Genomic DNA, 14975 nt, shown 5'->3' with positions numbered 1-14975 from the left:
ATTTTGACCCTAAATGTCATACACGCTCTGCATACTGTGCCCGCTTTTAAATACGTAACCTTGGAAAAACAATGAGCACAGTAACTAAAAAAACAAAGCTAAGCCTTATAGTCGCAACGCTTTTAGCAACATCGGCAAATGCAAACTCGAATAACGAAATTGAAGAAATTACCGTTGTTGCAAAGCCAACCAGTTATGCAAATAACGTTATTGAACCTGCCATGCTTGAGCAACAAAGTTCAGTATCAAGCGTGTTAGCCGTGATTGATAACCTACCGGGTATCAGCATCAACGAAGGTGATGCGTTTGGTGGTGACGATTGGTCAACCACCATTACTATGCGTGGCTTTAGTATTGATGGTAATCAACAGCAATTAGGAATGACGATTGATGGTATTCCTAATGGTGGTTCTAACTATGGTGGCGGTGCAAAAGCAAACCGTTACTTAGACAGCGAAAACTTAGCAACAGTTGAAGTAGGGCAAGGTACGTCTGATATTGCCTCAGCCTCACTCGAAGCATTAGGCGGTACTTTCAATTTTGTGAGTGCACAACCGAGTACCGAGCAAAGCACCACGTTTGCTTACACAACGGGCGATCATAACGCTAGCCGCTACTTTGTGAAGCACGAAACCGGCACTGTGTTTGATAACACGCAAGCCTATATCAGCTATTCGCAAACAGACACTAGCCGCTGGGTTGGTGATGGCAGCAATGGTGGTAAAGACAATCAGCACATCGAAGCGAAGTTTGTATCAGACTTTAGTGACTTAACTGTAACAGGTCGTGTTTCGTATGATGATGTTCACGAAATTAACTATAACAGCATCAGCATTAGTGAGTTTGAACAAAACCCTGATTGGGATCGTTTAACTTGGAATTGGACTGGCGTGCCGCATTTTGATCAAATGTTTGCTGAGGGCTGGGGTACACTGCGTGAAAATACCCTTGCGTATGTAAAGTTTGATTACGCGTTAAGTGCCACTTCAAACTTAAGCTTGTCACCTTACTATCATAAAAATTCAGGTCGTGGTGATTGGATCCCGCCTTATTTAACGTCACCGGTTGATGGCGATGGCAATCCAACAACAATTGGCGGCGAAAACGCTGGCAGCTACGGCTTTACAGATAGCGACGGTAATCCACTTGCACCAGCTGCGGGTTGTACTGCAAGTTTAGAATGGCCATGGTCTTCAGGCCCTGGCTTAAACCCAGCCTGTTACCCAGATGATGCTATTCCGGTTATGTCGTATCGTCATACTCACTACAAAAAAGACCGCTTAGGTATGACCGGTGAGTACCAAGTAACCCTTGGCAATCATGATATTGAAGCCGGTTTTTGGTTTGAGCAAACAGACCGTGATGAGTCACGTGACTGGCATAAAGTTATTGATGCCCGTATTTATCATCACTTTGACCATACGCCGTATTGGACACAGTATAAAAACACCTTCGAAACAGATACATTCAAGTGGTACGTACAAGACTCAATCAGTTTAGGCGACTTCACACTTAATTTAGGTGCTAAACAGTATCTTGTTGAGCTGCAGCGTTATAATCATTTTGAAGATGAATACTCAGATAAAATCGACAGTGATTCAGACGTCCTATTCAGCGGTGGTGTGCTTTATCAGCTATCTGCAAGCACAGAGTTATTTACCAGCTACAGCGAAAACTTTGCAGCAATTAAAGATGGTGTACTTGAACGAGATTCATCAACACTGACCGAAATTGAACCTGAAACAGCTGAAAACATCGACCTAGGTGTACGTTACAGTGATGACCGTTTACGTTTAACGGCAACCGCTTACAGCATCGAATTTGATAACCGTATTACCTTTATTGCTCCGGGCAGTGATACCGATGGTATTGACTACACCATTGGCACGAACGGTTCTTACATCAACGTTGGTGGTATTGAGTCAACGGGTGTTGAGCTTTCAGCAACCTATATGCTGACTGACAAATGGAATCTTTACACATCGTATACCTACAATAACTCTGAGTATCAATCGAACGATCCAAGTGCTTACAACAGCGAGGGTGAGTTACTTGAAGAGGCATCAGCCAGCTTTAAAGCGGGTGATGAAGTGATTGACTCAGCACAAGATTTATTTGTGGTATCGGCAGACTACTACAGCGGTGATTTCCGCTTTGGTTTATCGGCTAAATACACAGGTGAGCGTTTAGGTGCATGGACTGATGAGCAAACCCGTTCGCGTAACGAGGTTGATGGTTACACCTTGGTTGATTTAAACATTGGTTATAACACCAGTCTTGATGCAGGCGTGTTTAAATCAATCGACCTTGCATTTGTGGTGAATAACCTGTTTGATAAATCATATCTAGCGGGTGGTACAGGTAATGGTTCAACCTACTTTATTGGTGCACCACGTACCGCAGCTTTAACACTTACAGCGCAGTTTTAAGTAATAAGCTAAAGTTTTAAATAGCCCATCGTTGATGGGCTTTTTTACAGGTGAAATATGAAAAAATTAATTTTAGCCACGGCGGTTGTAGCGGCATCACTATTAAGCTTAAACAGTAAAGCTGCCGACAATGTTGTGCTCGTAACTCTTGATGGGCTTCGCTGGCAAGAAGTGTTCTCTGGTGCAGATAAAAACCTAATCGATAACACTGATTTTGTTGCAGATACAGATGAACTAAAGGCGCTTTTTTGGCGAGATGACCAAGCACAGCGAACTCAAGCGTTAATGCCATTTTTTAGCGAAACATTGGCAAAACAAGGCGTTTTGATTGGCGATAGAACGCAAGGCTCATTGATGTCGGTAAGCAACCCGTGGTATTTCTCATACCCAGGTTACAGTGAAATTTTAACCGGTATAGTAGATGAAAATATCGATAGTAACGATAAAGTGCCTAACCCCAATAAAACCATTTTAGAGAGTTTAAATACTCAGCCAGAGTTTAAAGATAAAACCGCGCTTTTTGGTAGCTGGGATGTGTTTCCCTATATTGTAAATCGTGAGCGCAGTGGGGTTTATGTTAATGCTGGCTTTGAAGCTTTTGATGCTGTGAAGTCAAAGGAAGTGACTCTGCTAAACCAAATGCAAAGCGAGATCCCAAGTCCTTGGCACAATGTTCGCCTCGACAGCTTTACCTACCGATTTGCCAAACAATATTTATTAAATAAACAGCCGCGTTTGCTTGTTATTAGCTTGGGTGAAACCGATGACTTTGCCCATAACGGTAAATACGATGCCTATTTAAAATCGGCTAAACAAAGTGATGCGTTTATTCGTGACCTTTGGCAAACAATTCAACAAACACCGGGCTATAAAGACAACACCACAATGATCATTACCACCGATCATGGCCGTGGCAGTCATGCAGATGATTGGCAGCATCATAGTTCGAAGCGTGCTTTGGCACGTTCAGAGCAAGGTAAGCAACGTTTTCCAAACGGCATTGTTGGCTCTGAGCATATTTGGTTAGCGGCCATTGGCCCAGATATAAAAGCAAAAGGCTTAATAAAGCCCAAAAATGAACTTAAACAAGCGCAAGTGGCTGCAACCGTGTTGAGCGTTTTAGGCATCAACAGTCAGCAAGTTAACCCGAAGATGGCCGCGCCGATTAAGGAGATTTTAAAATGAGTTTAACGCTTAGTTTTTTTAGAAGCGCCTTATCTGGATTAATGCTGGTTAGTTGTGCGAGTGCGATTGCCGCACCGAGTAAAATTTTGTTTGGCTCATGTGGTCATCAAGACAAAGCTATTCCAATTTTTGATGCTATCAACAAAGAGCAAGCCGATTTATTTATGTTCCTTGGCGATAACATTTATGGAGATACCGAAGATATGTCGGTACTTGCCGATAAATATCAACGTTTAGGGCAAAAGCCGGGCTTTAAAACATTACGTGCAAATACACCAATAATAGCCATGTGGGATGACCATGATTATGGCGAAAATGACGCTGGCAGCGAATACCCAAAAAAACAGCAATCACGAAAAATCATGCTCGACTTTTGGCAAGAGCCTGCGGATTCTGCTCGTAGAACTCGCGAAGATGGTATTTACACTTCGTACACGTACGGTGAAGGTGAGCAAACAGTAAAAGTCATCATGCCTGATCTGCGTTTTAATCGCGCACCGTTGAATCACGTATCGGCGATAACCTATCAACTGGAACGAAAGCCTGCAAAACAAGGGCCTTATAGCCCAACAACTGATAAAAACGCCTCTATGCTTGGCGAAAGCCAATGGCAATGGCTCGAACAAGAGCTTAAGTCAGACGAAAAGATAAAAATCATTGCCTCAAGCTTACAGCTATTGGCTGATTTTACAGGTTGGGAGTCATGGGCTAATTATCCGGCTGATCGTGAGCGCTTATTTGCGCTTATTAAAAAGCATAAAGTAAATGGTGTGATTATTGTCAGTGGTGATACCCACTGGGGTGAGCTGTCTAAGTATCAACAAAATCTAGATTATCCTTTATATGAAATGACCAGCTCGGGGCTTACAGAAAAGTGGAAAGATGTTAGCCCTAATAAACACCGTGTGGGTGATTACACTCATGAGGTTAACTACGGCGATTTAACAATCGATTGGCAAAAAGCAGACCCTACCATTCGTATTGCGCTTAAAGGTATCAAGGGTGATGAGATAATGCACACAGAGTTCGCGTTATCGACGATAAGCCCATACCAGTAAATATTGCCAGCTGCGCATATATTTAACACATGCCCGCAGCTCATGCCCGCAAACATGGAATAAGCCTTGTTTGCGGGTATTTCTCTCTATCCCATCTAATTAAAATATCTTACACTGTGTCAATTAGTTAGTTTCAAGCAAGGACAGTGTAGAGTGCTGAATATAATTCAATCAAATCGCATGGAAGCACTGCAAGCGCGGTTTCACGCTCTTCTTAAAGTTAATCCATTAACGAGTCCCTTTAAAAAAGAAATTGTGCTTGTGCAGTCACCAGGTATGTCGCAGTGGCTAAAAATAGGTTTAAGTGAACACTTAGGGATTGCCGCTCAGGTTGATTTTCCGCTACCTTCGAGTTTTATATGGCAGCTTTACCAACAATTATTGCCAGATGTACCCAGTGAATCACCGTATAACAAAGCGAACCTTGCTTGGAAGCTGTTTGCTATTTTACCAAACTGCATTGATGAGCCGCTGTACTTACCGCTGAAAACCTATTTGGATGGTGACAGTGAAGGGCAAAAAACCTTTGCCTTGTGCGAGAAAATTGCCGACGTTTATGACCAATATTTAATGTATCGCCCCAATTGGATTGCCACTTGGGAGCAGGGCATCGATGAACTTGATGATGTTGATGTGGGCATTGCGCCATGGCAGCCAGATCTCTGGCGTAAGCTGGTGGCGCACAGTAAAGAACTAGGGCAAAGCCAATATCACCGCGCCAATATGCAAGACAAACTCCTTGCAGCCCTTGAAAAAATGGACGCAAGCCAATTACCTGAGCGTATTAGCTTATTTGGTATTTCTGCAATTGCGAGTAGCCAGCTTGAAGTGTTTCAGGCCATTGCGAAAAAAACGCAGGTGTTTTTGTTTTTCTTTAACCCAAGTGAACATTACTGGGGCGACACACTCGATGAAAAAACAGCAGCCAAAATTGCTGCTAAATATGCCAAACGCCCGCAGTTACAAGCGCTTGAAGACAGCGCTAAAAACCCTGATCACGAGTACTTTTTTATTGGTAACCCGTTACTATCGTCGTGGGGTAAATTAGGCCGAGACTATTTTGAGCAGTTACTACAACTAGACGCGCAGTGGCTTGACGGATTCGATAACGAGTTTGATCAAAGCTTGCTATCGCAAATTCAGTCTGAAATTTACCAATTAGCTTTTAAGGGTGAATCACTAACGCCTGATAAAGAATGGTTTATTAATGATGAAGGCAAATTGCCAATTCAGGCTGATGACACCAGTATTGTGCTGAGCGATTGTCACACGCCACTTCGTGAAGTCGAACGACTACATGATTATTTACTCAATTTATTCAATGAAAATAAAGCGCTAACACCAAAAGATATTATTGTAATGATGCCGGATGTTGGCACATACAGCCCGTATATTGAGGCGGTGTTTGGTGGTGCAGAAGGACGACGCTTTATCCCTTATGCGTTAGCCGATTTAGCCATAGAGCAAGAAAAACCTGTGCTTAGTTCGTTTGCTAGTTTAGCTGACTTACCATACTCACGCTTCGGTGTATCTGACATTCTTGATTTACTGCAAGTCACACAAATTGCCGAGAAGTTTAACCTCGAAGCCCATGAATATGAGCAAATTGGTTTTTGGCTTGAACGTGTTGGCGTTAAATGGGGCTTAGATGCCGCCCACAAAGACAGTTTTGGCTTACCCGCAATAGATTTAAACACTTGGCAACATGGCCTAAACCGCTTGTTACTTGGCGTTGCACAACGTGATGAACAATTGCCGTTTTCGGGGATTTACAGTGCCGATGAAGTTGAGGGCATGGCATTAAATACCTTAAATAAACTCATTGAATTTATTGATGTACTGGCCCGTTATAAAGCCAAGCTGCAAGCTGATGCACCACTTAACGAAAAAGCAGAAATTCTAAAAGAATTATTAAACGATGTGTACAGCGATGAAGGCGAACAAAGCTGGGATTTATTAGTGCTGCAAAAAGTGCTCGATACACTGATTAAGCATTATGACAATGGCGATTACCAACAAGCTGTTTCGCAGCGCATTGTTAGTTACCTTGTAAAACAAGGTATTCAAGAAAAAGGCGTAGGACAGCGCTTTTTAGTGGGGCAAGTTAACTTTTGTACGCTGATGCCAATGCGTGCAGTGCCATTTAAAGTGGTGTGCATGCTAGGTTTAAATGATGCAGATTACCCGCGTACCGTTCAGCCAATCGGTTTTGACTTAGTGCCTTTCTCAAAACGCCAAAAAGGCGACCGCTCTCGCAAACTTGATGACCGTTACCTGTTTTTAGAAGCGATTTTAAGTGCCCGTGAGAATTTATACATCAGTTATATTGGCCGTTCTTGTTTTGATAACCAACCAAGAATGCCCTCAACTTTAGTGAGCGAGCTTTTGGAATACATAGCCCGTAGCTTTGAGTTTGCTGATCAAGACACTCACTTAAAGCTACCAGAGGCGCTGATTAATTATCAGCACTTACAGCCATTTAACTCGGCTTATTATCTGACCACTAACAAAGAAGGTAATAAAAGCCAAACTGATGACGAGCAAAAAGCAAACAAACCGTTAGCCACACAATTACACAGCTATAACCCTGTGTGGATGCCAACTCAAGCTGTTAACCCTGAGCCACAGCAAGCGCTTAGTGTTCAGCCAGAAAGTAGTGTTGAGTTAACTCAGTTTATTCGCAGTATTTGCCAGCCGCACGAGAGCTTTTATCAGCAAAGTTTGGGTTTACGCCTACCGCAATTTAACGATATCGCTAAAGATGAAGAGCCATTTAGTTTAGATGCATTACGCCGCTACTTTTACCTTGACGAAATTCTCGAAGCTAGCATTCAAGAGCTACCGCTTAACAAAGCGCAAATAATGCAGCGCGGTGAATTACCCCAAGCCCATGTTGGCGATCTTGTATTTGAAAGTATGCAGCACCGAGTTGATGCGCTTGCTGGGCAAGTAAAAGCGCATATTCAAGGTGATGAAGCATTACCCGTTGAAGTAAATATTAAAATAGCCAACACCACTTTAGAAGGTTGGTTAAATCATATTTATGGTCAAAAACAGGTGTTTTATCGCACCGCCAGCATTAAAGCAAAAGATGTTATTCGCGGCTTTGTGCATCATTTAGCGGCGCAAATAATGGGGCAACCTGTTGAAACCCTTATTCTTGGTTTAGACAAGCAAATTAGTTTTTCCCCCTTGTCAGAAGACGATGCCCGCAGCTATTTAAATGATTGGTTTTTGCTTTATGAAACGCTTTTAACTCGCCCAGTGGCGTTTTTTCCGGTCAGTGGTTACGAGTACATAAAAACAGATAAAGACATGGTCAAAGCAAACAATAAATTCACGCCGCAATACATAGGCATAGGTGAAGGTGAAAACCCATACATTCGCTTAACCATAAAAAGCCTTAAAGACTGTGAAGAAGAGTTTATAAAATGGAGCGAGCTGCTGTTATCGCCAATTGTTGAATTAGCACAGGAGGCAGATCATGCAAACGCTTAATCCAATGAGTATGGCGCTGTGTGGGCAAAGCCTTATTGAAGCCAGTGCCGGTACAGGTAAAACCTACACCATCACAGGTTTGTATTTGCGGTATTTGTTGGGCTTACAAAAAGCGACCGTTGAAGATGAACAATTAAATACGCCGCTGAGTGTTGAGCAAATACTGGTGGTGACCTTTACTGAGGCTGCAACTCAAGAAATTAAAGACCGTGTACGGGCGCGTATAATCAATACCAGAGATGCACTGCTTGGTAAAAAGCCAGATGATGAGCTGATTGAACAAGTAATTAACGAGGTAACTGACAAACACGCCGCATTTGATTTGCTAGACGCTGCAGCAAAGTCGATGGATGAAGCCGCTATATTCACCATTCATGGCTTTTGTCAGCGAATGCTGAAACAACATGCTTTTGAGTCAGGGGTGGCGTTTAACTTAGAGTTTATTTTAGATGAGCGTGAGCTTATTCAAGAAACCCTTAATGACTTTTGGCGTGCCTTTGTTTACCCACAATCAAAAGAGCGCACGCAAGCAATTACCGATATTTTCCCAGTGCCGGCGTCACTGTATTCACAGGTAGTGAGTTTACTCAATAAACAAGGGGCAACAATTACCCCTGAGTACGACCTTGACGATATATGGCAAGCGCGCGACAACTTTGTGGCAAAAGTACCGGCATTTAAAACGGCGTGCCGTGAGAGTGAGTTTATTAATGCTGTAAAAGCATCAGATTTAAGTGGTTCAAAAACCCCAGGGCGAAAAAACAGCCTTGCAGCGCTTGAAGAATACTTAAGCAATGACGAGTTGTTTTTTGTATTTGGTACCAATAAATACTCGTTTGAAGTGTGGAGCACAGAGAATTTAAGCGACCCTGCAAATTATAAGAAAAACGGTAGCTTACTCAGTCACGAAATGCTGGCTCAGTTTGATGAAATGGCTAAACTCAGTAGCCTTATCAATAACGGATTGAATATTGCGATAGTTCAATACGCAGCTAAATGGGTGGCAAATGCATTAGCTAAACGCAAGCAAGAGCAAGGCGTTATTACTCCAGATGATTTACTGAGTAACTTGCATCAGGCGCTTTTAAGTGAGCAAGGCCAAGCATTAAGTGAAAAAATTGCCGCTTTGTTTCCGGTTGCCATGATTGACGAATTCCAAGATACCGACCCAGTTCAATATGGCATTTTTAGCCGCATTTATGGCATTAAAAACACCACGCTTGCCATGATAGGTGATCCAAAACAGGCTATTTATGGCTTCCGTGGTGCAGATATTTTTACTTATATTGGCGCAAAACAAGCCGTTTCAGATGACAAGCAATACACCCTAGATACCAACTACCGCTCAAGTGAAGGGGTTGTTGATAGCGTAAACCGCTTATTTGCTAAAAATGCTAATAGCTTTATTTACAACGATGCGATTCCATTTCAAAAGGTCAATGCCAAAGGAAAACAGCAAGACAAAGCGTTTTTAATAAACGGTGAAATGCCCAGTGCGTTTGAATTTTCGGTTTTTGTTGATGAGTACGCCGAAGCCAACAACAAGCCAACCAGCAAAGGGGTGGCTCAACAGGCACTGGCTTTGCAGTATACGAAAAAAATTACTGAGCTACTCAAGCAAGCTAATGCAGGCGCTGCAACCATTGCAGGAAAGCCTCTCACCGCCGCTGATATCTGTGTGTTAGTGCGTGACCGCAACGAAGCACAGTTGATGAAAAACGCACTAGCAGAAGCCGCCATTGCCAGCGTGTATTTGTCCCGTGACAGTGTGTTTAACCAAGAGCTTAGTCATCATTTACTGAACTTTTTAACGGCATTGCATGGACAGTATGATGAATCATTACTGCGTGGTGTGCTTGCTGGGCCATTGTTTTGTTTAAGCTACAACCGTATTTATGAGCTTCACGAAAATGAAAGTGCATGGCAAGAACATCTAAACTTTTTTGCTCAACTTGCCCACATTTGGCATAAACAAGGCGCTATGGCGATGCTCGAGCGTTTATTAAGCCATAATCAGCTCGCAGCGCGTTGGCAAGGCTTAGGCTACAACGTTGAACGCTGGCTCACCGATTTCCGTCATTTAGGGGAAATCTTGCAGCAAAAGCAAATTGAGCTTGAGGGCACCCACAGATTACTGCGTTGGTTTGCACAAAAAGTCAGTCAACAAGATGGTGAAGCGGTGCAAGTACGCCTAGAAAGCGATGCTAACTTGGTGAAAATTGTCACTATGCACGCCTCAAAAGGCTTAGAGTACCCGATTGTATTCATGCCGTTTGCCTGTGGCTACCGTGAAAGCAAAGAAGCCCTTTACCATAAAGACGGTAAGCTTATTTATGACCTTGCTAAAAGTGACGACGCAATGCAAAAAGCAGAGCAAGAGCGCTTAGCTGAAGATTTACGTTTACTTTATGTGGCATTGACACGTGCCGTGCATTTTTGTTCTGTGGGTATGTATAACATTGCCCAAGGTCGTAGCGCTCGCCCTGGTATTCAAAGTACCAGCATTGGCCACGTATTATTTGCAGGGTTAGAGATTAAATCGGGCGATGAATGGCGCGCATTGTTACAAACATTTTGTGAAGGCTCTGCACACATGTACTATGAGGCGTTTAGCGAAGCGGATGAGCTTGAAAAGTTAACATTTGCTGGCGCTGACAGTGAGCAAGCCTATCAAGTTAATACTGTTAAAGCAGACATTCAGCGTGATTGGCGCTCAACCAGCTTTAGTAGCTTAACGCTGAAAAAGCATACTGATCATATTGAGCTTGGTCGCAGTGATGAAGATCACGAAAAGGATGAGTTTTTAGCCCAAAATGCCAATGCTTTAACACCGTACAGCTTCCCTAAAGGGGCAAAGCCAGGTAGTTGTTTGCATGAAATATTTGAGCAATTAGACTTTACCGACCCTTATGCGTTAAAGCGTCCAGCGAGTGAGCAAGACGACCACGCACTAGATAAAGTGATCAAAACGTTATTCGAAAAATACCATATTGACGATAGTTGGCAGGAAATGACCGAGCAGTGGATCCTTGCTGCACTGAATTGCCCATTAAACGATAAAGGGCTTAGTTTATCAGTACTTGAGCCTGATACCTGTTTGGTCGAAATGGAATTTAACTTACCGCTGTTGTCACTCTCAAGCGATAAGCTTAATCAAGTGTTGGTAAAGCACTTTAATTTACCCGGGCAGCTTGATTTTAGTGAGGTACAAGGCTTACTAAAAGGCTTTATAGATTTAATATTTTGCTGGCAGGGTAAGTATTATATTCTTGATTATAAATCGAACTTTTTAGGTAACAGTGCGGCTGATTACCAACATGAGCAACTAGAACAAGCCATGACCAGTCACCAGTATCATTTGCAGTATTTGATATATACCGTGGCATTGCACCGTTTATTAAAACAACGTATTCATGATTACGATAGCGACACGCATTTAGGCGGTGTTTACTACACCTTCTTACGTGGTATGAGCGAAGGGCAAGGGGTGTACTTTAATCAGCTTACTAAACAGCAAATAACTGAGCTTGATAGCTTATTCGCACAAGGAGCCATGCTATGAGTCAAATGACATTCGGCTTTGATGACCATGAGCAAAACGAGCCAATTAATAAGCAACCACAGCAGCCAGCACAACATGCTGAGAGTAACTCAGTGTTGCCTGCCAAAGAGATTAAAACGCAGCCATTACTGAGTTATTTACTTGAGGCAAAACGTATTCGCTTAGTTGATGTGAAACTTGCAGAGCTATTGACTGGTACAGAAACAGTAGCCGGTTCACAATCGTTGATAGAGAATAACGATGCAGCGCACAATGAGGTTTTTTACCTGATTTTATTACTTGCGGCTGCGCAGCAAAGTCAGCACAGCTGTTTAGAGCTCGTGAATATAAACTGGCAAAACCCGTTTGAAATAAGAGAGCAAAGCCTAGCTGATGCCAGCATTGCAGCCCCTGAGGTTTTAACCTCGTTTGATATGGAATTTGGCCTTAATGAGGCTGTTAATAAACTAATGAATGCTGAGTGTGTCGGGGACGACAAACCACTGCTATTGTTTGCGAATAAACTTTACTTTGCCCGATTGGCAGAGTACGAAACCACACTGGCTTCGCGTTTACATCATTTAGCAACGAAAGAACTCACCCTTGATGAAGCCGAATTAACGGCATTACTTGAGGTGTATTTTCCTAGCAGTGAACATACACCCAACCCAAGCGATCCTATTAAAACATTAAACTGGCAAAAAGTAGCCTGTGCGATTGCTGCAACAAAAGGTTTTAGTGTGATCACCGGTGGCCCGGGTACCGGTAAAACCACCACAGTAACTAAGCTACTAGCAATATTACAATCCTTGTATGCCAGTGCACCGCTAACAATAAAGCTGGTTGCACCGACAGGTAAAGCGGCAGCTCGTTTAACCGAGTCGATTTTAGGGGCAAAGCAAAAGCTTAGTATGATCCCTGGTAATATCGCGCCACTTATTCCTGAAAGCGCGCAAACGATTCACCGTTTACTGGGCGTTATTCCGCATACCAATAAGTTTCGCCATAACAAGCGTAACCCACTGCATTTAGATGTACTGATCATTGATGAAGCATCGATGGTTGATTTGTCACTTATGGCAAAACTCATCGAGGCATTACCGAGCCATGCAAGGCTTATTTTACTGGGTGATAAAGACCAATTAGCCTCGGTTGATACGGGCAGTATTCTTAGCGACCTATGCCAAGGGTTAGAGCTTGGCAAAATGCCTGCTTACAGCAGTGAAAGAGCAGCGCAGCTTAATCGCGTTTGTTTTAATAATCAGAGCGAGATACCTGCGGCGAGCAGTCATTTTGTACTTAACGATTGTATTGCGTTTTTACAGCAAAGTTATCGTTTTGATGGCAGCAGCGGCATTGGTCAATTAGCACAAGCTGTAAATACCAATAACACAGGCTTACTGGGCTATGTAGAGCAAACGATTAATCAAGGTGGCTTTAAAGACCTTAAACTTAATTACAGCGTAATTAGTAAACCGATAGAGCAGTTTGTGCAACAAGCGGCGTTGCAATACCACGATTATTTGCAACTTATCCAGCAAGGGGCAAGTGTTGCAAGTGTGCATAAAGCATTTGCGCATTATCAGTTACTGGCAGCCGTCAGAGAGGGTGATTACGGTGTAAATAGCCTTAATCAACGTATTGAAAAAGCACTGGCTCAACAAGGTTTAATTTCGCCATATCAAAGGCATTATGTCGGTATGCCAATTATGATCAGCCAAAACGACTACCAGCTAAAACTGTTTAATGGCGACATAGGTATTTTAATGCATGATGAGCAAGGTCAGTTAAAAGCCATGTTTGTTGATGAACAAGAAAATATTCGCGCCTTTTCGCCCGCACGTTTACCTGCTCACGATAAAGTGTATGCCATGACAATTCATAAGTCGCAAGGCTCTGAATTTGCTTATACCGCAATGATTTTACCGCCAATAAAACAGGCTAATCAGGGCATTAACAGGCAATTGGTTTACACGGGTATCACCCGCGCGAAAACCACATTTGAGCTGGTGGCAGATAAAAATGTATTGCTTATGGCAATGAATAAATCTGTTACTCGTGCATCAGGTTTATACGATAGGTTAAAACATGAAGCTAGTTAAAGTAACGAGTGATCAACTCAACGAGTTAATGGGTTGGTTTAACACAGAGGCCGAACTGCGTATTTGGTCTGGGCCATTTTTTAATTACCCATTTGATAAGCAAAGCTTTAAAAACGATTTAAACCTAGATGCGCTGAATTCCTTCGTGCTGGTTAATGACGAAGGCCGCATGTTAGGGTTTGGGCAATACTATTTACGCGAAGGGCGTTGTCATTTAGGGCGGCTAGTTATCGCGCCAAGCGAGCGTGGCAAAGGTCTTGCAAAAGTGTTGATAAACTTACTAGGAGAGCAGGGCAAACAACAGTTGCAGTGCAATAGCTTGTCGTTGTTTGTGTATAGCCACAATACCCTTGCTAAAACGGCCTATGAAAAGCTGGGGTTTATTCAAACTCAGTACCCCGCTGACATGCCACTCGATGGCTGTATTTATATGACTTGCTAAGAGCGTTTAAAGCTGCTTTTACGAAACAGATTAGGTTGCCAGCCAAAGTGTATGGCGCCTAATCTTAAACATACTGTCACAGCAAATGCGCCAAGAATGCACCAAATATAACTCACCTCAAGGGTGAATAAAGCCGCGTAAGTTAATCCGCCAGATAAGCAAGCGGTTGAATAAAGTTCTTCGCCCATTACTAAAGGCACTTCTCGGCAGATCACATCACGCATCAGGCCACCAAAAATACCTGTGGTCATACCCATGGTGATGGCTACAACCATATCTGCGCCGCCGATCAGTGCCTTTTCGATACCAATAATGTTGAAAATAGCCATCCCTACGGCATCCATTAATAGCATGGTGGTGTTACTTAAATCGGGTAAGTGACGAATAGATAAAATAGACGCGAATATGGCTATGTAAGTTGCGTACAAATAATCGGGCTGAGCTATCCAAAATACTGGTTTGTTGAGCAATATGTCTCGAAGTGTGCCACCACCCAGAGCTGTGACTGTGGCAACAACCACCACACCAAAACCACCGACACTTTTTTCATGGCCCAGCAAGGTGCCAGAAATAGCAAAAAACGCTACACCGATAATGCTTAAAAAATGAAAGTATTCTGATGTCATGGGGTTTCCTTACCTGTTTATAGTAATCTAACCCTAGCAAAATGAACTTTATTGATGCTGAACAGCTAAGAAAATAGGGCGGGTAGTGATGTCA

General features: G+C 42.9%; 8 protein-coding genes. 7 read left to right on the top strand and 1 reads right to left on the bottom strand.

Going from position 1 to position 14975, the window contains the following annotated elements; genetic code table 11:
• The first annotated feature begins 71 nt into the window (after positions 1 to 71).
• The 7 genes from VRK28_RS01305 to VRK28_RS01275 all read left to right on the top strand — a co-directional run bounded on the left by VRK28_RS01305 (position 72) and on the right by VRK28_RS01275 (position 14255).
• Entirely contained in the window at positions 72 to 2429 is a 2358-nt protein-coding gene (locus tag VRK28_RS01305; RefSeq protein WP_253108681.1) for a TonB-dependent receptor domain-containing protein, read from the top strand.
• A 57-nt stretch (positions 2430 to 2486) separates the two neighbouring features.
• The gene (locus VRK28_RS01300) at positions 2487 to 3614 is read left to right on the top strand and encodes a sulfatase-like hydrolase/transferase (RefSeq protein WP_130166479.1); all 1128 of its coding nucleotides are present in this window, start codon (positions 2487 to 2489) and stop codon (positions 3612 to 3614) included.
• A gap of 41 nt (positions 3615 to 3655) precedes the next feature.
• A complete protein-coding gene (locus tag VRK28_RS01295) occupies positions 3656 to 4672 on the top strand; it encodes an alkaline phosphatase D family protein (RefSeq protein ID WP_240701470.1) in 1017 nt (338 codons plus the stop codon).
• 153 nt (positions 4673 to 4825) lie between these two features.
• The gene (recC, locus tag VRK28_RS01290; protein ID WP_130166477.1) at positions 4826 to 8170 is read left to right on the top strand and encodes an exodeoxyribonuclease V subunit gamma; all 3345 of its coding nucleotides are present in this window, start codon (positions 4826 to 4828) and stop codon (positions 8168 to 8170) included.
• On the top strand, positions 8157 to 11732 hold the full coding sequence (recB, locus tag VRK28_RS01285; RefSeq protein ID WP_130166476.1) for an exodeoxyribonuclease V subunit beta: 3576 nt from the start codon (positions 8157 to 8159) through the stop codon (positions 11730 to 11732). Before recC ends, recB begins: the two co-directional genes overlap by 14 nt.
• Complete coding sequence (gene recD / locus VRK28_RS01280) at positions 11729 to 13813, top strand: exodeoxyribonuclease V subunit alpha (RefSeq protein ID WP_332393138.1); 2085 nt, start codon at positions 11729 to 11731, stop codon at positions 13811 to 13813. The genes recB and recD overlap by 4 nt, the downstream gene beginning before the upstream one ends.
• Complete coding sequence (locus tag VRK28_RS01275; protein WP_332393137.1) at positions 13800 to 14255, top strand: GNAT family N-acetyltransferase; 456 nt, start codon at positions 13800 to 13802, stop codon at positions 14253 to 14255. The genes recD and VRK28_RS01275 overlap by 14 nt, the downstream gene beginning before the upstream one ends.
• Here VRK28_RS01275 and VRK28_RS01270 read toward each other — a convergent pair.
• Positions 14252 to 14881 carry a trimeric intracellular cation channel family protein gene (locus VRK28_RS01270; RefSeq protein WP_062565213.1) on the bottom strand — a complete coding sequence of 210 codons (630 nt, stop codon included), beginning with the start codon at positions 14879 to 14881 and terminating at the stop codon, positions 14252 to 14254. The genes VRK28_RS01275 and VRK28_RS01270 overlap by 4 nt on opposite strands.
• Between the last annotated feature and the right edge of the window lie 94 nt (positions 14882 to 14975).

Source organism: Pseudoalteromonas sp. P80D2, assembly GCF_036680945.1.
In the GTDB taxonomy this organism is placed as follows: Bacteria; Pseudomonadota; Gammaproteobacteria; order Enterobacterales; family Alteromonadaceae; genus Pseudoalteromonas; species Pseudoalteromonas shioyasakiensis.
The sequence above is the reverse complement of the archived record's forward strand: the minus strand, read 5'-3'. Positions and strand labels throughout refer to the sequence as shown.